This is a genomic window from Micromonospora sp. NPDC023966, assembly GCF_040639095.1.
In the GTDB taxonomy this organism is placed as follows: Bacteria; Actinomycetota; Actinomycetes; order Mycobacteriales; family Micromonosporaceae; genus Micromonospora.
Map to the genome: position 1 here is coordinate 239,736 of NZ_JBEZZJ010000005.1, position 22,749 is coordinate 262,484.

At 74.9% G+C, this 22,749-nt stretch carries 17 protein-coding genes; 10 read left to right on the plus strand and 7 right to left on the minus strand.

What is annotated here, in order from left to right; genetic code table 11:
• The first annotated feature begins 9 nt into the window (after positions 1–9).
• Both AB0F68_RS11470 and ilvA read left to right on the plus strand, forming a co-directional pair.
• On the plus strand, positions 10–930 hold the full coding sequence (locus AB0F68_RS11470; protein ID WP_357335327.1) for a DUF4328 domain-containing protein: 921 nt from the start codon (positions 10–12) through the stop codon (positions 928–930).
• A complete protein-coding gene (ilvA, locus tag AB0F68_RS11475) occupies positions 927–2,147 on the plus strand; it encodes a threonine ammonia-lyase (RefSeq protein WP_357335330.1) in 1,221 nt (406 codons plus the stop codon). Before AB0F68_RS11470 ends, ilvA begins: the two co-directional genes overlap by 4 nt.
• A gap of 127 nt (positions 2,148–2,274) precedes the next feature.
• On the opposite strand, the gene greA is transcribed toward ilvA, so the two are convergent.
• Both greA and AB0F68_RS11485 read right to left on the minus strand, forming a co-directional pair.
• Positions 2,275–2,775, minus strand: coding sequence for a transcription elongation factor GreA (gene greA / locus AB0F68_RS11480; protein ID WP_091260184.1), 501 nt, complete (start codon positions 2,773–2,775; stop codon positions 2,275–2,277).
• 145 nt (positions 2,776–2,920) lie between these two features.
• Positions 2,921–3,355, minus strand: coding sequence for a DUF4307 domain-containing protein (locus tag AB0F68_RS11485; protein ID WP_357335333.1), 435 nt, complete (start codon positions 3,353–3,355; stop codon positions 2,921–2,923).
• Between the two features lie 213 nt (positions 3,356–3,568).
• Between AB0F68_RS11485 and mca the strand changes: the two genes are divergently transcribed.
• The 3 genes from mca to AB0F68_RS11500 all read left to right on the plus strand — a co-directional run bounded on the left by mca (position 3,569) and on the right by AB0F68_RS11500 (position 7,507).
• Entirely contained in the window at positions 3,569–4,450 is an 882-nt protein-coding gene (gene mca / locus AB0F68_RS11490) for a mycothiol conjugate amidase Mca (RefSeq protein ID WP_357335335.1), read from the plus strand.
• 48 nt (positions 4,451–4,498) lie between these two features.
• Positions 4,499–4,792, plus strand: a complete 294-nt coding sequence (locus tag AB0F68_RS11495; RefSeq protein ID WP_357335338.1) for a hypothetical protein — start codon at positions 4,499–4,501, stop codon at positions 4,790–4,792.
• A gap of 216 nt (positions 4,793–5,008) precedes the next feature.
• Positions 5,009–7,507 (plus strand): bifunctional diguanylate cyclase/phosphodiesterase, encoded by a 2,499-nt coding sequence (locus AB0F68_RS11500; protein ID WP_357335400.1) that lies wholly within the window; start codon positions 5,009–5,011, stop codon positions 7,505–7,507.
• Positions 7,508–7,563: 56 nt separating this feature from the next.
• On the opposite strand, the gene AB0F68_RS11505 is transcribed toward AB0F68_RS11500, so the two are convergent.
• Complete coding sequence (locus AB0F68_RS11505; RefSeq protein WP_357335340.1) at positions 7,564–8,589, minus strand: phosphatidylinositol-specific phospholipase C domain-containing protein; 1,026 nt, start codon at positions 8,587–8,589, stop codon at positions 7,564–7,566.
• A 367-nt stretch (positions 8,590–8,956) separates the two neighbouring features.
• Between AB0F68_RS11505 and AB0F68_RS11510 the strand changes: the two genes are divergently transcribed.
• Positions 8,957–10,993, plus strand: coding sequence for a thioredoxin domain-containing protein (locus tag AB0F68_RS11510; RefSeq protein WP_357335342.1), 2,037 nt, complete (start codon positions 8,957–8,959; stop codon positions 10,991–10,993).
• On the opposite strand, the gene AB0F68_RS11515 is transcribed toward AB0F68_RS11510, so the two are convergent.
• A complete protein-coding gene (locus tag AB0F68_RS11515) occupies positions 10,986–11,546 on the minus strand; it encodes a PadR family transcriptional regulator (protein ID WP_357335345.1) in 561 nt (186 codons plus the stop codon). The two genes, AB0F68_RS11510 and AB0F68_RS11515, sit on opposite strands and share 8 nt — an antisense overlap.
• A 101-nt stretch (positions 11,547–11,647) precedes the next feature.
• Here AB0F68_RS11515 and AB0F68_RS11520 point away from each other — a divergent pair, with 101 nt between their 5' ends.
• On the plus strand, positions 11,648–12,124 hold the full coding sequence (locus AB0F68_RS11520) for a hypothetical protein (RefSeq protein ID WP_357335347.1): 477 nt from the start codon (positions 11,648–11,650) through the stop codon (positions 12,122–12,124).
• 126 nt (positions 12,125–12,250) lie between these two features.
• On the opposite strand, the gene AB0F68_RS11525 is transcribed toward AB0F68_RS11520, so the two are convergent.
• Positions 12,251–12,901 carry a pyridoxal 5'-phosphate synthase gene (locus AB0F68_RS11525; protein WP_357335349.1) on the minus strand — a complete coding sequence of 217 codons (651 nt, stop codon included), beginning with the start codon at positions 12,899–12,901 and terminating at the stop codon, positions 12,251–12,253.
• A gap of 105 nt (positions 12,902–13,006) precedes the next feature.
• Between AB0F68_RS11525 and AB0F68_RS11530 the strand changes: the two genes are divergently transcribed.
• Positions 13,007–14,179, plus strand: coding sequence for a 5-(carboxyamino)imidazole ribonucleotide synthase (locus tag AB0F68_RS11530; RefSeq protein WP_357335352.1), 1,173 nt, complete (start codon positions 13,007–13,009; stop codon positions 14,177–14,179).
• 40 nt (positions 14,180–14,219) lie between these two features.
• A complete protein-coding gene (gene purE, locus AB0F68_RS11535) occupies positions 14,220–14,711 on the plus strand; it encodes a 5-(carboxyamino)imidazole ribonucleotide mutase (RefSeq protein WP_357335354.1) in 492 nt (163 codons plus the stop codon).
• 7 nt (positions 14,712–14,718) lie between these two features.
• On the opposite strand, the gene AB0F68_RS11540 is transcribed toward purE, so the two are convergent.
• Together AB0F68_RS11540 and AB0F68_RS11545 are read right to left on the minus strand one after the other, a co-directional pair.
• Positions 14,719–19,629, minus strand: a complete 4,911-nt coding sequence (locus AB0F68_RS11540) for a permease (RefSeq protein WP_357335356.1) — start codon at positions 19,627–19,629, stop codon at positions 14,719–14,721.
• Between the two features lie 161 nt (positions 19,630–19,790).
• Complete coding sequence (locus AB0F68_RS11545) at positions 19,791–21,218, minus strand: UDP-glucose/GDP-mannose dehydrogenase family protein (protein WP_357335358.1); 1,428 nt, start codon at positions 21,216–21,218, stop codon at positions 19,791–19,793.
• Positions 21,219–21,461: 243 nt separating this feature from the next.
• On the opposite strand from AB0F68_RS11545, the gene AB0F68_RS11550 reads away from it, so the two are divergent.
• A complete protein-coding gene (locus AB0F68_RS11550; protein ID WP_357335361.1) occupies positions 21,462–22,625 on the plus strand; it encodes an acyl-CoA dehydrogenase family protein in 1,164 nt (387 codons plus the stop codon).
• Positions 22,626–22,749: the final 124 nt, after the last annotated feature.

A 22,749-nucleotide genomic window follows, 5' to 3' on the forward strand; every position in this document is an offset into this window, starting at 1 on the left:
CGGTCATTCATGCGTTGCCACACCTGCGGGGACGAGACGTCCCCGGCCGACAACGAGTGCCAGAACTGCTACACGCCGCACGGTCAGCCGGCCCTCACCCCCGGCCAGCCGACCTACCCGGTGCGCGGGATCGGCACCGCCGCCTCCGTCGCGGTCGGCGCGACTGCGCTGCTCTACGGGGTGGTGGCGCTCTTTCCGCTGGTCGGCGTCGTGCTGGCCGGGCGGGCGAGGGAGAGCCAGGATCCCGACGTGCTGCTCGGCGCCGTGCTGGTCGAGGTGGTGCTCTCGCTGCCGTTCCTGCTGGCCTACCTGACCGCCGCCGTGCTGGTGATCATCTGGACCTGGCGGGCCCGGAAGAACCTGGACGCCTTCCCGGGTGCGTTGCCCCACCTCGGGGCCGGCTGGGCGATCGCCGGTTGGCTGGTGCCGTTCGCCAACTTCGTGATGCCCGCCCGGGTGGTCGCGAACCTCGCCCGGGACAGTCTCTGGAAGCGGTTCACCCCGGGCCTGGTCTCGGTCTGGTGGGCGGCGTGGCTGGCCTTCAGCGTCGGGGAGCGCCTGGTCAGCCGGCGCGACGACCGGGCGTACGCCCGGCTGCCCGAGCAGCCCAGGTTCGACACCGAGTTCCGGTGGTACGCCGACTTCTACCGGGAGGCGCTCGGGTGGCACCTGATTCCGCTGGCCGCCTGCCTGGTCGCCGCGGTGTCGCTGATCGTGCTGATCCGGCGGATCTCCGTCGCGCAGGAGCAGCGCATCGCGCTCGGCAGGCCGGCCTGGCCCGGCTACGCCGGCTGGCCGGCACCCGGCGCGCCGTCCGGCTACTTCGGCCCGGCGCAGCCGTACGCCGGGTCCCCGCCGCGGGCGGCGGCTGAGCCGACCGTGGCGTCGCCGGAGGTTCCGCCGGGGGCGGGTGGCACGATCGGGGCATGACGGAACTGGTCGGTCTCGCCGACGTACAGGCCGCGCGGGAACTGCTCGCCGGCGTCACCCGCACCACCCCGATGGAGCCCTCCCGGCCGCTCAGCGCCGCGCTCGGCGGGCCGGCGTGGCTGAAGTGCGAGAACGTGCAGCGCGCCGGGTCGTACAAGGTACGCGGCGCGTACGTGCGGATCTCCCGGCTCTCCGCCGAGGAGCGGGAACGCGGCGTGGTGGCGGCGAGCGCCGGCAACCACGCCCAGGGGGTGGCGCTCGCCGCGGGCCTGGTCGGCGCGCACGCCACGGTCTTCATGCCGGTCAACGCGCCGCTGCCGAAGGTGGCCGCCACCAAGGGGTACGGCGCCCAGGTCGAGCTGGTCGGCAACACGGTGGACGAGTCGCTGGTCGCGGCGCAGACCTTCGCCGAGCGGACCGGCGCGGTGTTCATCCACCCGTTCGACCACCGGGACGTCATCGCCGGGCAGGGCACGGTGGCGCTGGAGATCCTCGAACAGTGCCCGGACGTGAAGACCATTGTGACCGGGGTGGGCGGCGGCGGGCTGATCTCCGGCCTGGCGGTGGTCGCCAAGGCGCTGCGCCCCGACGTACGCGTGATCGGGGTGCAGGCGGCCAGCGCCGCCGCGTTCCCGCCCTCGCTCAAGGCCGGCGAGCCGGTCCGGCTGCCCTTCTTCTCGACGATCGCCGACGGCATCGCGGTCGGCCGCCCCGGCGAGCTGACCTTCGCCCACGTCCGCAAGCTGGTCGACGAGATCGTCACGGTCTCCGAGGAGGACATCTCCCGGGCGCTGCTGATGCTGCTGGAGCGCGGCAAGCAGGTGGTGGAGCCGGCCGGCGCGGTCGGCGTGGCGGCGCTGCTGGCCGGCGCGGTGGAGGCGCAGGCGCCGGTGGTGGCGGTGCTTTCCGGCGGCAACATCGACCCGCTGCTGATGCTGCGGGTGATCGAGCACGGCCTGGCGGCGGCCGGCCGCTACCTGCGGGTCACCGTCCGCTGCACGGACCGGCCGGGCCAGCTCGCCTCGCTGCTGGGCGAGATCGCCGAGCACCGGGCCAACGTGGTCGACGTGGTGCACCAGCGGGCGAACCCGCACCTGCGGCTCGGCGAGGTGGAGGTGGGCCTCTCGGTGGAGACCCGCGGCGTCGAGCACTCGGACACCCTGATCAGCGCCCTGCGGGCCAGCGGTTACCAGGTGGTCTTCGCCGGCGAGGGCTGAGCCGGGTACGCGACCGCCCCGGCCGGACGGTGCCGGTCGGGGCGGTCGGGGTGTGGCTCGGGTCCGAGGAGCCTGTCAGCCTCGGTCGGGTCGGACCCGAGCCGTCCGGCGCGGGTCCGGATGGCGGCTAGCCGGAGAACGGCTCGAACTTGACGACCGTCACCTTGATGTCGGCCCCGCTGGGGGCCGTGTAGGTGCAGGTCTGGCCCGCCTTGCCGCCCAGGATCGCCTTGCCGAGCGCGGACTCGGGGCTGTAGACGGTGAGGTCGGTCGTGGAGGCGATCTCGCGGGAGCCGAGCAGGAAGGTCTCGGTGTCGTCGGCGTCGTCGTCGAAGTAGATCGTCACGACCATGCCGGGCGACACCGCGTCGGCGGTCGGGGCCTCGCCGACCTTGGCCGTGCGGAGCAGCTCCTTCAGGTAGAGGATGCGACCCTCCGCCTTGCCCTGCTCCTCGCGGGCAGCGTGGTAGCCACCGTTCTCCCGCAGGTCGCCCTCCTCGCGCCGGGCGTTGATCTCGGCGGCGATGACCGGCCGGTTGGCGATGTGCTCGTCGAGCTCGGCCTTCAGGCGGTCGTATGCGTCCTGGGACAGCCAGGTGGCGGGCGCCTCGTTGTCATTGGTGGACACAGGCGATCTCCTCGTTGGTGCGGACTGGCTGACAGGTGAACTACCAAGTTACCAGTGCCGGGCACGTCAGGGTGTCGCCGATCACCCCGGGTGGCGGCGGTGAGACCCGGGGTGCGTGTGTGCCGGCGGCGCGCCGGCTCCCGGCTCAGCCGGCTGGTCGGCAGCGCAGCACCTCGCCGATGAAGGGGCGGGCCGTGGTCGGCACCTCCTGCCGGGCCCGGACGTGCCGTTCGCCGGGCGGGGCGGTCACCGTGGCCTCGACGTGGCCCACCTCGGCGCCGTCGTGGGAGCGCGCCCGCAGCAGGCAGGTCGCCGAGCCGCCGGCCGGGACGGTCACCCGGAAGTCGACCACCACCCGGGAGTCGGTGATCCCGGTGTAGGTGATCACCTCGGCCCGGTAGTCGGGGTCGCCGTACTGGCCGTAGAGCTTGACGCTGAGCAGCCCGAGGAGGGCGAGCAGGACGGCCCCCACCAGCACGAGCAGGAGCGGACGGCGGCGCCCCGGCTCCCGGCGGCGGCCGTAGCGGCCGGGCGGGAAGACCGGTGCACCCGTTGCGATTGTGGCGTGCGTCTCGCTCACCGGCGGGTATCTCCTGGCGTTGTTGTCGGCGGCATCGGCAAGAATGGCAGAGTCCATCTTCCCAGCCCGGCGCTGAGTCAAGGATGGCAGGTCGGCCCCGCCGCCGACCGGCCAGCACGGGGGCTTGCGCGGGCACGGGGAAAGATTCCGGCAGGTCAGCCGGGCGGGCCCGGGCGGGCCGGGCCCGGTGGGCAGAGACGAGGAGCGCCCAAGGTGGCAGAGCAGCTGCGGCTCATGGCGGTGCACGCCCATCCCGACGACGAGTCGAGCAAGGGCGCCGCCACCATGGCGAAATACGTCGCCGAGGGGGTGGATGTCCTGGTCGTCACCTGCACGGGTGGCGAGCGGGGCAGCGTGCTGAACCCCAAGATGGACCGGCCCGACGTGTGGGCCAACATCGGCGACATCCGCCGCGCCGAGATGGACGCGGCCCGGGCCATCCTCGGCATCGAGCAGGCCTGGCTCGGTTTCGTCGACTCCGGCCTGCCCGAGGGCGACCCGCTGCCGCCGCTGCCGGGGGGCTGTTTCGCCCGGGAGGACGTCGAGGTCGCGGCCGCCCCGCTGGTGCGGCTGATGCGCCAGTTCCGCCCGCACGTCGTCACCACGTACGACGAGGAGGGCGGCTACCCGCACCCCGACCACATCATGACCCACAAGGTGACCGTGGCCGCCTTCGAGGCCGCCGGCGACCCGGACCGCCACCCGGAGCTCGGCGAGCCGTGGCAGCCGCTCAAGCTCTACTACGACGTGGGCTTCTCCCGGGCCAAGATCCTGGCGCTGCACGAGGCGATGCTCGCTGCCGGCCTGGAGTCGCCGTACGGGGAGTGGATGAAGCGCTGGGAGGATCGCCCCGACAAGGGCGAGCGGATCACCACCCGGGTCGACTGTGCCGAATACTTCCCGGTCCGCGACGACGCGCTGCGCGCCCACGCCACCCAGATCGACCCGGACGGCTTCTGGTTCCAGGTGCCGATGGACCTGCAGCAGCGCGCCTGGCCGACCGAGGACTTCCAGCTCGCCCGCTCGCTGGTCGACAGCCCGCTGCCCGAGTCCGACCTCTTCGCCGGGGTGCGCGAGACGTGCCATGCCCGCTGATTTCCCGGCGGGCTACGCTGGTCGTCAGCCGCACATCGGAGGAACACCATGCTGACCACCGCCCAGGTGCTCGCGGAGAACAACTTCGGTGACACCCGTACGGGTGGTCTGGCCGGCCCGATGGGCCTCTTCCTCATCGTGCTGCTGGCCACCGCCACCGTCCTGCTGATCCGCAACATGAACGCCCGGCTGCGCCGGCTGCCCGATCGGTTCCCGCAGCAGGCCGGCCCGGCCGAGCCGGGTCGGACCGACGCGACAGTCGCCGATCCGACAGACGGGACCACCGTGCAGGAATCGCCGACGAACGCCCCCAACGGCTCCCAGCAGCGCCGGAACAGCTGAACAGCGCGTGAATCACGCCGAAGTCGGTCGTCGACCCCTGTTGCGACCACCGGCTTTGGCTTAGCCTTCCGCCGGGGGGACCGACAGGCCCCGAGCCGTGCGCGGAAGGGGGGCGCCGATGTCGATGGCAGCAATCGCCCCCGAGCGTGCCCTCGGGCCGCCGTCCGACGGGGTGGGGCCGTGACCTCCGGCCGGGCCGGGGATCCCCCCGATCGGCTGGGCGTGCGCGGCGCGCCGGTCGGAGTCCTCCTGCTGACCTTCGGTGTCGCGGTCACCGCCGCGGCGGCCGCCGTGGTCGGCCTCGCCGTCCCCGCGCACCTGCCGCCCGACGATCCACTGCCCGGGTTCGTCCGGTTCGGCGTCGCCGTCGTCGTCTTCGCCGTGGCCCAGCTCGCCCGGCTGCGCTTCCGCACCGCCTCCGGCATGGTCAGCATCGCCTGGGGCGAGGCCGCCCTGGTCGTCTGCCTCTACCTCGTACCGGCCGGCTGGCTGCCGGCCGCGGCCCTGCTCGGCGCCGGGACCGCGTGGACCACGATGTCCCTGGTCACCGACCGCCGGCCCGCGCTGGAGCTGGTCCGGATCACCGGTTCGCTCAGCGCCGCCACCGCCCTCGCCGCCGCGGTCGCCAGCGCCCCGGGCCGGCCACTGCTCGCCGCGCTCACCCCCGAGCTGGCCCTCGCGCTGACCGCCGGCGCGGTGGTCTACCTGCTCACCACCGCCTGGCTGAGCGGTGCCGGCATCGCCCTGCAGCACGGCATTCCGATCGGGCCGCCGCTGCTCGCCGCGCTCCGCGGCAAGCTGCTCATGTTCGTCGGCAACGTGGCGGTCGGCCTGGTGGTGGTCAGCCTGGTGCAGCTCGACCCGCGCTGGCTGCTGCTCCTGCCGCCGCCGCTCTGGCTGCTCCAGCAGACCTACCGGCACCGGCTCCGGGCCGACCAGGAGCGGCGGACCTGGCGGGCCTTCGCCGAGGCCACCGCCGCGCTCAACCAGCTCGACGAGCGGGGCGTGGCGACCGCCGCGGTGACCGGGGCGCTCACCCTGTTCGGCGCCGAGCTGGTGGAGGTGGACGTGGCCCGGGGCGACGGGCGCTGGCGCCGCTACCGGACGGACACCGGCGCCCAGGTGCGCGACCGCGAGGTGGAGCCCCCGTCGGCCACCGGGTCCGGCGAGCACGAGCTGGTCCGGCGGCTCGCCGTGGGCAGCGCCGAGGTCGGCCGGCTGCGGGTCCGGTTCTCCCGGTCCGCCCCGCCCACCGCCCGGGAGCGGGACGGGGTCGCCGCGTTCGGCGACGCGCTGGCCGCCGCCCTGCACGACGCCGCGACCCACCGCGAGCTGCGGCTGGTCACCGCCCGCTCGTCGTACGAGGCGGTGCACGACCAGCTCACCGGGCTGCTCAACCGGGCCGCCCTGCTCACCAAAGGCGACCAGGCGTTGCGGCAGCGCGCCCACGACCACCCGGTGGCGCTGCTGCTGCTCGACATCAACCAGTTCAAAGAGGTCAACGACACGCTCGGGCACGCGGCCGGCGACCAGCTGCTGCGGCTGGCCGCGAGCCGGCTGACCACCATGGCCCGTCCGGGCGACCTGCTCGGGCGGCTCGGCGGCGACGAGTTCGCCCTGCTGCTCACCACGGTCCCGGTGGTCGACGACCGGGCCGCCCCGCTGGCGTACGCGATGCGCCAGGCCCGGGAGATCGCCGAGCGGCTGGCCGCGCCGACCGAGGTGGCCGGGGTGCGCATGTCGGTCGAGGTGGCGGTCGGGGTGGTGGTCGCCGACGCGGGCACCGCCGACCTGACCGAGCTGCTGCGCCGGGCCGACATCGCCATGTACCAGGCGAAGGAGGGCGGCGGCAGCGTCGCCGCGTACGACAGCTCGCGCGATGCGGCGAGCACCGACCACCTGGCGCTGCTCGCGGAGCTGCGGGAGGCACTGGAGGCCGACGACCAGCTCGTGCTGGCGTTGCAGCCGGCCGTGGACCTGGCCACCGGCGCCCCGACCGGGGTCGAGGCGCTGATCCGCTGGCGGCACCCGCGCCGGGGCTGGCTCAGCCCGGCCGACTTCATCCGGCCGGTGGAGAACAGCGAGCAGCTCGGCAGCTTCACCCGCTACGTGCTGGACAAGGCCCTGGCGGTGGCGGCGGACTGGGCGCGCGAGGGGCTGGACATTCCGATCTCGGTGAACCTGTCGGCGCGCAGCCTGCTCGACCCGCGGCTGCCGGCCGAGATCGGCGAGGCGCTGCGCCGGCACCAGGTCCCGCCGCGCCGGCTGGTCCTGGAGATCACCGAGACGGTGGTGATGAGCGAGCTGGAGGTCATCGACGAGGTGCTGGCCACTCTCCGCTCGATGGGTGTGCAGCTCGCCGTCGACGACTTCGGCACCGGCTTCTCCTCGCTGACCTTCCTGACCCGGATCGCGGTCGACGAGTTGAAGGTGGACCGTTCCTTCGTGATCCGGATGGCCGACTCGCCCGAGGCGGCCGCGATCGTGCGGACCACCGTCGGGCTCGCCCACGAACTGGGGCTGCGGGTGGTGGCCGAGGGCGTGGAGACCGCCGAGCAGCGGACCGCCCTGGCCGAGCTGGGCTGTACGGCCGCGCAGGGCTACCACTTCTTCAAGCCGATGCCGGCGGACAAGATCGGGGCGGTGCTCGGGTCGCTGGTGGACACCGCGCGCGGCAACAACGTCTTCCCGCTCCGCGCCGACGGCGCCTCCTGACCGTCCCGCGCCGCCGGGACCGCTCGCCCCGACGGCGCGGATCGGCCGGGCGCGGGTCAGCCCCGGGGCAGCACGTCGTCGAGGACGCCGGGCAGGGCCGCCCAGTCCGCGGAGGCGATGCTGGCGTGGGCCCGGGCCAGCTCGGCCACCCGCGCCGCCGCCGCCTCGGCGTCGCCGGTTCCAACGGCCGGCGGGACGTTCTGCGCGTCGGTCATCACCAGCAGGTAGTGGTTGGCGTCGTACCAGGCGGTGTCGATGCCGCTGGTGACGTACGCGGTGGCGTCGCCGTCGAAGAGCACGAACCAGGGCCGCAGGCTCGCGTCGGCGTACCGGCCGCGTGGGTCGCCCGCCTGCGCCCGGTGCACGGCCGGAAAGGCGCGGGCGGTGCCCAGCGTGCCGGCCGCCGCCAGGCCGGCCAGGTGGCGGGCGTACTCGACGTCGGTCCACAGGGTGTCGGTCGGGTTGCCCTCCTCGACCGTGCCGGGGATCAGCTCGACGATCACCCTGCCGGCGAGCTGCGCCCGGCTGGGCCAGGCATCGGCGCGGGCGGCGGCGTCCAGGCTCGGGTGACCGCCGCGCAGGTCGGCCGGGCGGAACACCCGGTCGCCGAGCCGTGCGGCGAGCACCGCGTCGAGCTGGGCCGGCCCCTGCCCGGTACGCCCGCTGAAGCCGGTCTTCAGCTCCAGCTTGAGGACCAGCGGACCGGCGTCGGGGTGCGCGCCCAGCCAGAGCCGGATGTCGTCCAGGCAGTGCTCCAGGTTGCGGTTCCGGGCGCCGGTGTAGAGCTGGGCGGCGCTGGTGGCGGCCACGCAGTTGTTGTCGTTGCCGAGCGGGTTGGAGTGGCTGACCCGCCACTGCCGGGTCAGCACGTCCGGCCAGACGTCCAGCTCGATGAGCCCGGGCCGGGCGTCGAGCGCCTGGGCAAGGTAGGGGTAGGTGCCGCGCTCGTACGCGTTGTGGACGCCGACGCCGGTGGTGGCGGAGTACCGGGTGTCCGCCGGCACGGCGGCGGACGCGGCGCCGGGGACCAGCACGGATCCGGCGAGGGCGGCGAGGGCGAGCAGGGCGGGGAATCTGCGCATGAACCGTCTCCTTCGGACGGCCCGGCGGCGCCGGGCATGCGCTGATTCAAATCAACAAAGATGAATATCGGAAGGACGGATCGTGCCCCGGGGTCGCGTCCACCTCACCAACCCGCCCGCCCCGCCGCTGCTGGACCCCCGGGCCACGGTGGCGGAGACCGGCACCATCGCGCTGAGGGACGGTGCGGCCACCGTGCAGGGGACGCGGCGCGGGTCGAGGGCCGGACCCCTTCTACGACGAGTTCGTCCAGGTCGACGTCGGCCCGACGACCGTACGCCTGATCCGGTCCCCGGCCCGGGTCGCACGACCCGCGCCGGGGACGGGTGACTGGCGGCGGCGAACGCCGGAGGTGGTTATGGTCGTCGGGTGAACCGACTCGCCGATGCCACCTCGCCCTACCTGCTCCAGCACGCCGACAACCCGGTCGACTGGTGGCCGTGGTGCGACGAGGCGTTCGCCGAGGCGAAGCGGCGCGACGTGCCGGTGCTCATCTCGGTCGGCTACGCGGCCTGCCACTGGTGTCACGTCATGGCCCACGAGTCGTTCGAGAACGAGGGCGTCGCCCAGCTCATGAACGACGACTTCGTCTGCGTGAAGGTCGACCGGGAGGAACGGCCCGACGTCGACGCGGTCTACATGACCGCCACCCAGGCGATGACCGGCCAGGGCGGCTGGCCGATGACGGTCTTCGCCACCCCGGACGGCACCCCGTTCTTCTGCGGCACCTACTTCCCGCGCGCCAACTTCGTCCGGCTGCTCGGCTCGGTCGCCACCGCCTGGCGCGACCAGCGGGAGGCGGTGCTCCGGCAGGGCGCCGCCGTGGTCGAGGCGATCGGCGGCGCGCAGGCCGTGGGCGGTCTGACCGCCCCGTTGACCGCCGAGGTGCTGGACGCCGCCGCCGACCAGCTCGCCACGGAGTACGACGAGACGAACGGCGGCTTCGGCGGCGCGCCAAAGTTCCCGCCGCACATGAACCTGCTCTTCCTGCTCCGGCACCACCAGCGCACCGGCTCGCCCCGGAGCCTGGAGATCGTCCGGCACACCTGCGAGGCGATGGCCCGCGGTGGCGTGCACGACCAGCTCGCCGGCGGCTTCGCCCGCTACTCGGTGGACGGGCACTGGACGGTGCCGCACTTCGAGAAGATGCTCTACGACAACGCGCTGCTGCTGCGGGTCTACACCCAGCTCTGGCGGCTCACCGGGGACCGGCTGGCCCGGCGGGTGGCCCGCGACACGGCCCGGTTCCTCGCCGACGAGATGCACCGGGCCGGCGAGGGTTTCGTCTCGGCGCTGGACGCCGACACCGAAGGCGTCGAGGGCCTCACCTACGTCTGGACCCCGGCGCAGCTCGTCGAGGTGCTGGGGGAGGAGGACGGCCGCTTCGCCGCCGACCTGTTCGAGGTGACCGAGCAGGGCACCTTCGAACACGGCAGCAGCGTGCTCCGGCTGGCCCGGGACGTGGACGACGCCGACCCGTCGGTGCGCCGGCGTTGGCAGGAGGTGGTCGGCCGGCTGCTCGCCGCCCGCGACACCCGCCCCCAGCCGGCCCGCGACGACAAGGTGGTGGCCGCCTGGAACGGGCTGACGATCACCGCGATCGCCGAGTTCCAGCAGGTCGCCGCGCTCTACGCGTCCCCCGAGGACGAGGACGCCAACCTCATGGAGGGCGTCACGATCGTGGCCGACGGCGCGATGCGGGACGCTGCCGAGCACCTGGCGGCCGTGCACGTGGTGGACGGCCGGCTGCGCCGGGTGTCCCGGGACGGGACGGTCGGCGAGCCGGCCGGCGTGCTGGAGGACTACGGCTGCGTGGCCGAGGCGTTCTGCGCCATGCACCAGCTGACCGGCGAGGGGCGCTGGCTCGTCCTGGCCGGGCAGTTGCTCGACGTGGCGCTGGCCCGGTTCGCCGCACCGGACGGCGGCTTCTACGACACCGCCGACGACGCGGAGCGCCTGGTCACCCGGCCGGCGGACCCGACCGACAACGCCACCCCCGCCGGCCGTTCGGCGATCGTCGCGGCGCTCGTCGCGTACGCGGCGTTGACGGGGGAGATCCGGTACCGGGAGGCGGCCGACGCGGCCCTGTCGACGGTTGCGCCGATCGTCGCCCGGCACGCCCGGTTCACCGGCTACGCGGCCATGGTCGGCGAGGCGCTGCTCTCCGGGCCGTACGAGATCGCGGTGGTGACCGACGACCCGGTGGGTGACCCGCTGGTGGCCGCCGCCCTCCGGCATGCCCCGCCCGGGGCCGTGGTGGTGGCGGGCCGCGCCGACCAGCCCGGCGTGCCGCTGCTGGCCGACCGGCCGGCGCTGGGCGGGCGGCCCACCGCGTACGTCTGCCGGGGGTTCGTCTGCGACCGGCCGGTGACCACGGTCGAGGATCTGGTCGCCCAGCTCAGCTGACCGGCTCCTCGCCCCCGGCCGCCGGGCGCAGCGGCTCGGGCAGCGCGTCGAACCACTCCAGCACCGCCCGCTCGTACGCCAGCCCGAAGCGCAGCGTGGCCACCGCGTAGGGCTCGATCTCGTCCGCCTCCGGGGGGAGCGCCGCCGCGGCGGCCTGGTAGTCGGCGAGCCGTGCGGCGTGGGTGGCCCGGTGGGTGCCGAGGTAGCCGGCGAGCCGCTCCGGCGGCAGGTGCCGGCCGAAGAGCACGGTCAGCAGCAGGGGGAAGCGGATCGTCTCGTCCGCCGGGGGACGGGCCGCCCACTCGGTGAACGCCCGACGTCCCGCCTCGGTGATCTCGTACGGCTGCCGGTCGCGGCGGCCCCGCTCGCCGGCCCGGACCAGTCCGGCGGCGGCCATCGCGGTCAGCTCCCGGTAGACCTGGCTCTGGGTCAGCGACCAGAACGCCCCGATCCGTTGCTGGGCGACGGTGACCAGGTCCCAGCCGGTCATCGGGCCGTCGTGCAGGAAGCCCAGCAGCGAGGCGGCGGTGGCGTTCAACGGCCGGTCCGGCATCGGTCGGTTCTCCTTCGCGAATCTCCTTGACATCCCATTGTGTCAGGTCCGATGCTGAACTCATCGACCTCCCACATTGGGATGTCGCGGGAGGGGGACCCGTGCACACCGTTCTCGTCGTGCTCCACGCCGCCAGCGGCACCGCCGGGCTGCTGCTGGCGCTGCCCGTGCTGCTCGCGCCGAAGCGGCGCGGCCGGCACACCCTGCTCGGCCGGATCTACGCGGGCGCCGCCGTCAGCCTCAGCCTCAGCGCCTTCGGGCTCTTCGCGTACGACCCGGCGCGCCTGTGGGGGTTGGCCGTGCTCGGCGCGCTCACCCTCGGCTGGCTGGTCGGCGGGCTCTGGTTCGCCCGGCGTCGGCCCCGCGGGCTCGGTGGCCGGGGCTGGCGGATCTGGCACCTCAACCTGATGGGCAGCACGGTGATCGCGTTCGTCACCGGGTTCGCCGTGCAGATGACCGGCGGGCACCTGGTCGCCTGGCTCGCCCCGACGGTCCTCGGTTCGCTGCTGATCGCCCGGACCACTGCCCGCGAGGTCGCCCGCGCCCCGCGCCGGACCGCGATCTCCACGGCGAGCTGACCCACCCCTCCCGACGGCCGGGACCGACGGCAGGCCGGCGGGGCGGCCACCACCCCGAGAGGCGGACGGCCCCTGCGACCGCCCGGTCACCTCGGCAAGGATCTGATCGCCCGACGCGGCTGACGGTCACGGCCAGAGCAGTTCGCGGGTCCACCCCTCGGCCACCCGCCGATACCGCAGCCGGACGTGCCGGCGCTCCCGGTCGGCCTGCCAGAACTCGACGGTTGCCGGGGTCACCGAGTAGACCGTGTGCCCCTCGGCGACCAGCCCGGGATCGGCGGCCAACCGGACCCGCACCTCGGCCAGTTCCCGGTCCAGCTCGGCGCGGTCGGCCAGGACGGCGCTCTGGCGGCCGGCCAGGGTCGCGATCCGGGAGCCCTCGGGCCGGGCCAGGAAGTCCCGCCGGGAGACGTCGGGGGCGGCAGGCCGGGCGGTGCCGCGTACCCGCACCTGTCGGCCCTGCTCCCGCCAGTGGAAGCTGAGCGCGATCCGCGGGTTGCCGGCGAGCTGACGCCCCTTGGCGCTGGTCGAGGTGGTGGCGAAGTGCCAGCCGGCGGCGTCGAGGTCCTTGAGGATCAGTACCCGCGCGTCGGGTGCGCCGTCGGCGTCGACGGTCGAGACGGTCATCGCGTGCGGCTCGTCCACGCCCGCGGCGACCGCCTCGGCGAGCCAGTCGGCGAAGAGCGCGGTGGGCTCCGCCGGAACGTCGGTCGGGTCGAAGGACGGCATGTCGTGAGCCAGCACCGGCAGGGCGCGCAGCGTGTCGCGGGTCGTCATGGGGGTGATCCTGTCAACCGCGGTCACGCCCGGATCGACCCCCCGGGGACGAGTCCCGGCCCTCGGGCGGGAGGCCGGCACCGGCCCCGATAGGCTGGCGGCGCTATGGATTCCCGTACCGGACTGCCTGTCGTCGGCATGGTGGGCGGCGGACAGCTCGCCCGGATGACCCACCAGGCCGCCATCGCCCTCGGCCAGTCACTGCGCGTGCTGGCGCTCGCCCCGGACGACGGCGCGGCCCTGGTCGCCGCCGACGTCCAGTACGGCGACCACACCGACCTCGCCGCCCTGCGCACCTTCGCGAAGGGGTGCGACGTGGTCACCTTCGACCACGAGCACGTGCCCAACGCGCACATCCGCGCGCTGGCCGAGGAGGGCGTCAAGCTCTTCCCGCCGGCCGAGGCACTGGTGCACGCGCAGGACAAGCGGGTGATGCGGGAGCGGCTCGCCGAGCTGGGCGCGCCGAACCCGGCCTGGCGTCCCGTGGAGGCGCCGGCCGACCTGGTCGCGTTCGGCACCGAGATCGGCTGGCCGGTGGTGCTCAAGGCCGCCCGGGGCGGCTACGACGGCCGGGGCGTCTGGATGGTGGACGACGCCACCGCGGCCGCCGAGCTGGCCACCACCCTGCTGGCCGGGGGCACCCCGCTGATCGTCGAGGAGCGGGTGGCGCTGCGCCGGGAACTGGCCGTGCAGGTGGCCCGCTCGCCGTTCGGGCAGGTCGCCGCGTACCCGGTGGTGGAGACGGTGCAGCGGGACGGCATCTGCGTCGAGGTGCTCGCCCCGGCGCCCGAGCTGCCGGAGGAGCGGGCGGTCGCCGCGCAGCAGCTCGCCATCGATCTGGCCACCGCGCTCGGCGTGGTCGGCCTGCTCGCGGTGGAGCTGTTCGAGACGCCCACCGGGCTGGTGGTGAACGAGCTGGCCATGCGGCCGCACAACTCCGGGCACTGGACCATCGAGGGGGCTCGGACCTCCCAGTTCGAGCAGCACCTGCGGGCCGTGCTCGACTACCCGATGGGGGACACCTCGCTCACCGCGCCGGTCGTGGTGATGGCGAACGTGCTCGGCGGCGAGCCGGGCGGCATGTCCATCGACGAGCGGCTGCACCACCTCTTCGCCGCCGAACCCGGGGCCAAGGTCCACCTGTACGGCAAGCAGGTGCGCCCGGGCCGCAAGATCGGGCACGTCACCGTGCTCGGCACCGACCTGGACGACGTACGGGCCCGGGCCGCGCGTGCCGCCCGCTGGCTGCGCGAAGGCGCCAGTGAGCGCGAGGAGTGAGCTTGCGAGTCCCGCAGTCGCGAACGGAAGGCAGAACAGCATGAGCACCGTCGGGCTGATCATGGGCAGTGACTCGGACTGGCCGGTCATGAAGGCCGCCGCCGAGGCGCTGGACGAGTTCGGCGTGCCGTACGAGGTCGGCGTGGTGTCGGCCCACCGCACCCCGGTCAAGATGATCGAGTACGGCCGGGCCGCGGCCGACCGCGGCGTCAAGGTGATCATCGCCGGGGCGGGCGGGGCGGCCCACCTGCCCGGCATGGTCGCCTCGGTCACCCCGCTGCCGGTGATCGGCGTGCCGGTGCCGCTGAAGTACCTCGACGGGATGGACTCGCTGCTCTCCATCGTGCAGATGCCGGCCGGCGTGCCGGTGGCCACGGTGTCGATCGGCAACGCCCGCAACGCGGGGCTGCTCGCCGTACGCATCCTCGGCGCCTCCGACCCGGCGCTGCGCGACCGGATGGCCGCCTACCAGGCCGGCCTCGAGGACCTGGTCGCCGAGAAGGAAGCGAACCTGCGCGCCTCGCTCAGCTGAACCGGGTTCACCTCATGCCGCGGAGGGCCGTCTGGAGGCGTTCCTGGGCGCGGCGGCGGCGCTCGTTGCTCGCGCCGAGCACCAGCAGGACGAAGCCGACCGGGATCAGCACCAGCCACGGGCCGAGGCTGACCAGCGCGTGCACCGCGGCGATCGCGGTGACCGAGGCGCCCACGATGACGGGCGCCTGCTGCCGGCTCGTCGAGCCGAAGATCAGCACCGCCACGGCGCCGAGCAGCAGCAGCACCTGACGCAGCATGCTGGACTCGGTGGCCAGCACGATCGCCAGCGTCGGCACGAACGCGGCGACCAGCGCCGGCCCGTACGCCACCCAGCTCGACAGGTCGGGCCGCTGGCGCAGTTGCAGCATCCCGACCAGCAGGGCGAGCACCGCGAACGGCAGGGTGTAGGCCTCGGGCAGCGCCACGTCGGCCGTCCGCATGAGGATCCACCAGGCGCTGATCTCGCAGATCACCACGCCCCAGATCAACAGGCTCCGCTCCACCGGCCGGCGGCCCGGGCGGCTGGCCGCCATCCCGAGGACGGCGCCCCAGGCGGCCAGCAGCGCGGCGATGTGCCGGGGCGAGTCGTACGCCAGGGCCAGCGCGATGAGCGCCGCGGCGTGGCCGCTCCACTCGACGGTGGCCGCCTCCCGGTACGCCTCCGGCCGGCGCAGCCGGGGGAGGGCGGCGGCGAAGACCTGGAGCGCCGCCCCGACCGCCAGCACCCCGAACGCGGACCAGACCGCGGCGAGCCCGGCCACCAGGCCGAGGGTGAGCACGAAGAGCTGGGCCATCAGCGAGGCGAAGAGCCAGCCGAGGATGCGGGCCCGCTGGGTGGTGCCGAAGAGCGCGGCGACCGTGCCCACGCCGACCGCGCCGCCCAGCGTGAACAAGGTCAGCTCCCGGGTGGCGAGGCTCCCGGCGAGCCCGGCGTTCCCGGCGGCCAGCCCGATGGCGAACACCAGGACCCGGGCGACCCGGATCGAGCGGGCCGGTTCGGCCACGGCCGGCGGCGGGGTGAGCGCCAGCCCCAGCATCGAAACGGTGAAGACGGCCAGCCCGGCCAGCGCGGTCACCGGCCAGCCGCGGCCCAGCGCCACCGGGGTGATCAGCAGCGTGAGCGCCGCCCCGGGCAGGATCACCGGCACCGCCCGGGACCGTCGCCCGCCGCTGAACCCGGTGGCGGCGAGCGCCGCCGTCGCGGTGAGCAGCAGCGCGGTGAGCACGTGGGTGGCATCCACCGCCTCGGGTGGCGGGGTGAGCAGTTCCGGCGGCGGCCCCTGCCAGACCCGGGACAGCACCCGGAGCGGCTCGACCAGCGCCACCACCAGCGCCGGCGCCAGGGTGGCCAGGGCCAGGGCGGTGGGCAGCGCCGCCGCGGCGAGCGCCCCGGCCGCCGGGCTGACCCGCCAGCGCAGCTCGGCCGGATCGTCCGGCCCTCGGCGCAGCGCCCCGTTGAGCAGCACCGACCAGCGGCGGACCGGCTGGGCCGAGCCGGCCGGCGGGACGGTGGCGGCCCGGATCAGCTCGGCGAGCACGCCGAGCAGCGCCGCCGCGGCGGCGTACACCCCGGCGGGCAGGTGGGTGATCACGGCGGCGGCCGCGCTGACCGTCGCGCCGCCCACCACGGCCACGCTCGCGTACGGGAGGTACTGCGGGACCTGCCGGCGGACGGCCGCCACCGCGGCCAGGCCGATGCTGGACGCGGCCAGCGCGGCGGTGAGCACCACCTGCGGGGGCCGGCCGAACTCGGCCGCCAGGGCGGCCACCGCCCCGGGCAGGGCGAGCAGGGCGGCGCCGGCCGCGGCGCCGCCGATCTGCACCAGGTGCGCCGGCATCCCCTCGGTGCGGACGTCCTCCGTCATCGTCGGTGCGAGCCCCCGGGCCAGGGCGGCCACCGTCACCCCGATCAGCGCGATGCTGCCCAGCGCCAGCGCGGTGGTCCACGGGCGGACCAGCCCGGCGCCGGCCGCGTGCAGGGCGACCACCCCGGCCACCGTGGCCCGGGACAGCGCGGCCCGCGGGTCGGCCGCGGCCACCGCCGCCATCCCGAAGACGGTGGCGACCATGGCGCCCACCAGCACCGGCGACCACCAGGGCAGGTCGAACGCGGCCGGGGCGCCGATGGTCGCGAGCACGGCGGCCGCGCCGGAGACGTCGTACCTCCAGGGCGGCGGCAGCAGGATGGCGGCGGCCACGGCCAGCAGCACCAGCGCGATCGGCGCCTGCCAGGTCGACCCGCCGGTCGGGGCGGCCGGCCAGCCGCTCAGGTCGCCGGCCCAGATCGGGCCCGGCGTGGCCAGCACCCCGACCCCGCCGCGCAGCGCGCTCCAGGCCGCGATCAGGCCGATCAGCGTGCCGCCGGCCGTGATGCCGAGGACCGGCCCGCGCCGCCACTCCTCGGGCATCGCCCGGGCGGCGACCGCGACCACGGACACCAGCGCGGCGGCCACTACGAGCTGGCCGCCGGGGGCCAGCACGGCGGCGATCCGGACCAGGGTGGCGATGAGTGCCACCGTGGCGGCGGCGAGGGCCAGGTCGGACCCGTCGAGGGACAGGTCGGCGCGGCGGCCCGCGTCGATCCGGGGGGCCAGCGCCAGCAGCGCGGCGGCGACCAGCAGCAGCCCGCCCACCCAGGCGTCGGCGGTGGTGGCGCCGGGCGCCCCGAATGCGGCCGCCGCGACCGCCACCGCACCCAGCACGGTGCCGAGCGCGTGCGGCACGCTGAGGCGCCGCTGCGCGACCTGGACGAGGGCGGCGTAGCCGAGCGTGACGCAGACACCGAGGAAGCTCGCCGCGAGGATCGGGACGGTGACCTCGCGCAGGTTCGCGGAGGTGGCGGCCGGCGCGGTCGGCACCGTGGCGGCGACGAACGCGGCCACCGCACCGGGGAACGCGAACGCCGCCCCGCCGGCCGCCCAGGCGCAGACGGTGTCCGCGGCGGCGGCGGCGATCCGGACCCGGGGCGCCAGCGACACCAGCGCGCCGGCCAGGAAGAGAAGGGTCAGCGCGGCGGCGGTGAGCGCGGGCCGGGCGAGTGCGGCCCCGGCCCCGATCAGTCCCAGCCCGGCGGCGGTCACCGAGTGGGCCAGCGCGGCGCGCTCGGTGCCGGCGGTGAGCCCGAGCACGCCGATGGCCACCGCGGTCAGCAGCATCGGCCAGCAGGCGGTCGCCCAGCCCAGCCCGAGCGAGGCGGGCACGGCGAGCGCGGTCAGCGCCGCCCCGACCACCGCGAACTCGCGCCGAATGTCCGCCGGCAGGGCGACCACCGCGGCGATGGTGAGCAGCAGGGCGCTGGCGGCGAGCTGCCAGCCGGTCCGGCCGACCCCCGCCGCCAGCTCGGCGTGCCACCCGCTGAGCTCCGCCGACCAGGCGGGCAGCGCCGCGCGGACCGGGGCCAGCCCGGCGCGCAGCGCGCCGCCGGCCACCACCAGGCCGCTGACGGTGAGCGCCACCGCCGAGGCGAGCTGCGGACCCCGCCGGGCCGCCTCCGGTACGCCCCGGACGGCGAACCCGGTGAGCGCGATGACCGCGGCGATGAGCAGCAGCGACCGGCCCGGGTAGGCGACCGAGGCGACCCGGCCCAGCGCGCCGATCACCGCGAGGGTGACGATGCCGGCACCCACGTCCGGCAGCGGCGGCCGGCGCAGCACCAGCGTCCCGGCCAGCCCGACCAGCGCGGCGAGCAGCAGGACGGCGCCCGACCCGGCGGCGGCCGGCACTGTGGTGGCGCGCAGCAGGGCGGTGACCGCGTACGCCAGGGCGACGGCGACCGCCGCCCCGTGCAGCAGCCAGGTCAGCTCGCGCAGCCACGGCACCGGGCGCGCCGGCGGGACCGGCTCCGCGCCGGGGGGCGGCTCCCCGCCGAGCACCTCGGCGGCCTCCTCCGGGGCCGACTCGGGCCGGTCGTCGGCGGCGCGCTGCCGGGGCGGGGCGGGCTCCGGCGGCGGGATCGGCAGGTCCCGCCGGACGGGGCGTTCGAGCACCACCGCCGAGCGGGCCAGCGCGAGGTCGACCACGGCCACCACGGTGAGCACCAGCGCCCAGCCGGCCGGCCCGGTGATCCGCTCGTACGCGAGCAGGGGCAGCACCGGCTGGGCGGCCAGCACGGTGGCGAAGCGGGGCGCCCGCAGCCCGGTCCCGTACGCGTACCCGAAGGCGACCACGGTGGTGACCAGGAAGATGGACCCGGAGAAGGCGGCGCCGGAGGTGCCGCCGCCGACCCGGTCGACGGCCCAGAGCGCGTAGCCGGCCAGCGGCACCAGCAGCAGGCCCACCGCGGCGATCGTCTCGGCGGTCGAGGTGAGCCCGCGCCGGGCCAGCACCGGCGGGGCGAGCAGCATCAGCACCGTGGCCAGCAGCAGCACGCCGAGCCGGGCCAGCGCGTCCATCGAGCTGGTGGCCACCGCGGCGAAGACCACCGCCGCGACGCCGAGCAGCAGCGCGCCGAGCCCGAGGGGGATGTTCTGCACCTCCCGCGAGGACGCCTCCGGCGGGTGCTCCGGGTCGTCCGCGTCGAGCCACTGCGGGCGGCTGCGGGGCGGCGGCGGGGGGAGGTCGTCCGGACCGGTCGGCGGGGTGCCCTGGCGGGGCACCCGGGGCGGCGCGCCCGTGGTGGCGGTCGGTGGGCGGCGGCCGGGCCGGCGGCGCAGCACGCGGCGTGGCCGGGTGGCCTGCTTAATCCGTTCCTCACCGGCGTGCGCCAGGATGTCCCGCTGGAAGAGGGCGGCCTGCATCTTGGCGGCGATCTGCCGCTGCTCGCGGGCGATCTCGGCGTCGCGGGCCTTCATCTCGGCGATCGAGCGCTCGATCTCGGCCAGGTGCTCGGCCCACTGTGGCTGGTCGGCGCCGCAGTGCGGGCAGACGACGGCGGGCTTGATCTCCCGCCCGCACGAGGCGCACCTGAAGGTCTGCACGACTCTCTCCCGTCCGGTCGGCCCCCGCGCGGTGGGCCTCCCTGTCGCAGCATGCCTTGACCGGGCCGGGATTTCGACAGTTGCGGGCGCGTTCCGGACAACAAAAAGGACCGGCCGGCCGGGGAACGGGTCCCCGGCCGGCCGGCCGACGGTTCACGGGATCAGGGGCGGCCCATGCCGCGGTACTCCCACCCGGCCTGTGTCCACAGTGTGGAGTCCAGGCAGTTGCGGCCGTCGACCACCTTGCGGCCGTTGACCAGCTCGCCCAGGGCGACCGGGTCGGCGTTGCGGAACTCGGCCCACTCGGTGAGGACGCAGACCAGGTCGGCGCCGCGGACGGCGTCGTTCATGGTCGCCTCGTAGGTCAGCTCCGGCACCGCCCGGCGGGCGTTCCCCACGCCCTGCGGGTCGAACACGTGCACGTCGGCGCCGGCCTTGCCGAGCAGGGCGGCGACTGCCAGCGCCGGGGCGTCCCGGACGTCGTCGGTGTTCGGCTTGAAGGTGGCGCCGAGCACGGCGATCCGGGTGCCGGAGAGGTCCGGGCCGGCGGGGCCGGAGCGGCGGCCGAGCAGGTCGGCGGCGAGCTGGATCACCCGGGTCCGCCGGCGCAGGTTGATCAGGTCCACCTCGTGCAGGAAGCGCAGCGCCTCGCCGGCGCCGAGCTCCTGGGCGCGGGCCTGGAAGGCCCGGATGTCCTTGGGCAGGCAGGCGCCGCCGAAGCCGAGGCCGGCCTGGAGGAAGCGGTTGCCGATCCGCGGGTCGTAGCCGATCGAGCGGGCGAGCTGGGTGACGTCGCCGCCGGCGGCCTCGCAGACCTCGGCCATCGCGTTGATGAAGGAGATCTTGGTGGCCAGGAAGGCGTTCGCCGCGACCTTGACCAGCTCCGCGGTGGCGAAGTCGGTGACCACCAGCGGCACCTCGCGGTCCTCGGTGGCGGCCAGGTCGAAGACGCCCTTGTGGGCGGCGTAGAGCATGCCGTTGGCCCACTCGCTCTTGACCCCGACCACGATCCGGTTGGGCCGCAGCACGTCGTCGACGGCGAAGCCCTCCTGGAGGAACTCGGGGCTCCAGGCCACCTCGACGCCCAGGTCGGCCGGGGTGTGCTTGCCGACCAGCTGCTCCACCCACTCGGCGGTGCCCACCGGCACGGTGGACTTGCCGACGATCAGGGCCTTGCGGCTCAGGTGCTGGGCGAGGTTGGTCACCGACGCCTCGACGTAGGACAGGTCGGCGCCCATCCCGTCGGCCCGCTGCGGGGTGCCGACGCAGATGAAGTGCACGTCGCCGAAGTCGGCGGTCTCCTGGATGTCGGTGCTGAACCGGAGCCGGCCGGTGGCCAGGTTGCGCCGGAGCAGCTCGTCGAGGCCGGGCTCGTGGATCGGCACCTCGCCGGCGTTCAGCTTCGCGATCTTGTCCGCGTCCACGTCGAAGCCGAGCACCTCGTAGCCCAGCTCGGCGTAGCAGATGGCGTACGTCGCGCCGAGGTAGCCGGTGCCCAGGAAGGTCACCCGGGGTCGGGCTGCGCCCGAGGGCGGCGTCACCGCGGCGATGGCGGGCATCGGCTGGGTGTTCGGGTACGGGATCGTCACGCCTGTCTTCTCCGCTCGCACTGGCGGCGCTTCCTTGCGTCGCGTTCTGCTGGGGCGCCAGGGCCGGCACCGAGGGGAACTCTGAGTGTGAGGGTAGTTGTGGCCTGTCGCCCCCGCTCGTGCGCGAGCCTACCCGCCGGTAAGGTCCGGCTGAACCCTGGTGGCTATCCTTCAGTCTGCGGCAGTCGGCAGCCTCCGGGCGCCACAGTCTGCGCATGATAGCGGTGAAAGGGGAGGGCTGACATGCCCGCAGAGCAGTCGTTCGACGTCTACCGGTTGCCGGAGGAGCACGACGCGATCCGGGAGGCGGTCCGGGAGGTCTGTGCGGCGAAGGTCGCTCCGCACGCCGCTGAGGCGGATGAGACGGGCGAGTTCCCGAAGGCGTCCTACGACGCGCTGCGGGCCGCCGACTTCCACGCCCCGCACATCCCCGTCGAGTACGGCGGCGCCGGTGCGGACGCGCTGGCCACGGCCATCGTGATCGAGGAGGTGGCCCGCGCCTGCGCCTCGTCCTCGCTGATCCCGGCGGTGAACAAGCTGGGCACCATGCCGCTGATCCTGGCCGGCTCCGAGGAGCTGAAGCGGAAGTACCTGACCCCGGTGGCGGCCGGCGACGCGATGTTCTCCTACTGCCTCTCCGAGCCGGAGGCGGGCAGCGACGCCGCCTCGATGACCACCAAGGCGGTCCGCGACGGCGACCACTGGGTGCTCAACGGCGTGAAGCGGTGGATCACCAACGCGGGCGTCTCGGAGTACTACACGGTCTTCGCTGTGACCGATCCCACAGCCCGGTCCCGGGGCATCTCGGCCTTCGTGGTGGAGAAGTCCGACGCCGGGGTGAGCTTCGGCGCACCGGAGAAGAAGCTCGGCATCAAGGGTTCGCCGACGCGCGAGGTCTACTTCGACAACGTCCGGATCCCGGCCGACCGGATGATCGGCGCCGAGGGCACCGGCTTCGCCACCGCGATGCGAACCCTGGACCACACCCGGGTCACCATCGCCGCGCAGGCGGTCGGCATCGCGCAGGGCGCGCTGGACTACGCCAAGGGCTACATCCAGGAGCGCAAGCAGTTCGGCAAGCCGGTCGCCGACTTCCAGGGCATCCAGTTCATGGTGGCCGACATGGGCATGAAGCTGGAGGCGGCCCGCCAGCTCACCTACACCGCCGCCGGCAAGTCCGAGCGGGGCGACGCCGACCTGACCTACTTCGGCGCGGCGGCCAAGTGCTTCGCCTCGGACGCCGCCATGGAGATCACCACCGACGCGGTGCAGCTGCTCGGCGGCTACGGCTACACCCGGGACTACCCGGTCGAGCGGATGATGCGCGACGCCAAGATCACCCAGATCTACGAGGGCACCAACCAGGTGCAGCGCATCGTCATGGCGCGCCAGCTGCTCAAGGGCTGACCCTCCGGGGCGACGATCGGGCGGGGGGGGGGGGGGGGCGGGCCCCCCCCCCCCGGGGGGGCGGCGGGGAGGGGACGACAGTGAGGGGGGGTGGGGCGAGCGCGGGGGGGCCCGGCGCAGAACC

What these genes read in the sequence shown, in the direction of transcription:
- AB0F68_RS11470 (WP_357335327.1), top strand. Translation starts at nt 10, where the DNA reads ATGCGTTGCCACACCTGCGGGGACGAGACGTCCCCGGCCGACAACGAG.
- ilvA (WP_357335330.1), top strand. Translation starts at nt 927, where the DNA reads ATGACGGAACTGGTCGGTCTCGCCGACGTACAGGCCGCGCGGGAACTG.
- AB0F68_RS11495 (WP_357335338.1), top strand. Translation starts at nt 4,499, where the DNA reads ATGCTGACCACCGCCCAGGTGCTCGCGGAGAACAACTTCGGTGACACC.
- AB0F68_RS11505 (WP_357335340.1), bottom strand. Translation starts at nt 8,589, where the DNA reads ATGCGCAGATTCCCCGCCCTGCTCGCCCTCGCCGCCCTCGCCGGATCC.
- AB0F68_RS11515 (WP_357335345.1), bottom strand. Translation starts at nt 11,546, where the DNA reads ATGCCGGACCGGCCGTTGAACGCCACCGCCGCCTCGCTGCTGGGCTTC.
- AB0F68_RS11525 (WP_357335349.1), bottom strand. Translation starts at nt 12,901, where the DNA reads ATGACGACCCGCGACACGCTGCGCGCCCTGCCGGTGCTGGCTCACGAC.
- AB0F68_RS11530 (WP_357335352.1), top strand. Translation starts at nt 13,007, where the DNA reads ATGGATTCCCGTACCGGACTGCCTGTCGTCGGCATGGTGGGCGGCGGA.
- purE (WP_357335354.1), top strand. Translation starts at nt 14,220, where the DNA reads ATGAGCACCGTCGGGCTGATCATGGGCAGTGACTCGGACTGGCCGGTC.
- AB0F68_RS11550 (WP_357335361.1), top strand. Translation starts at nt 21,462, where the DNA reads ATGCCCGCAGAGCAGTCGTTCGACGTCTACCGGTTGCCGGAGGAGCAC.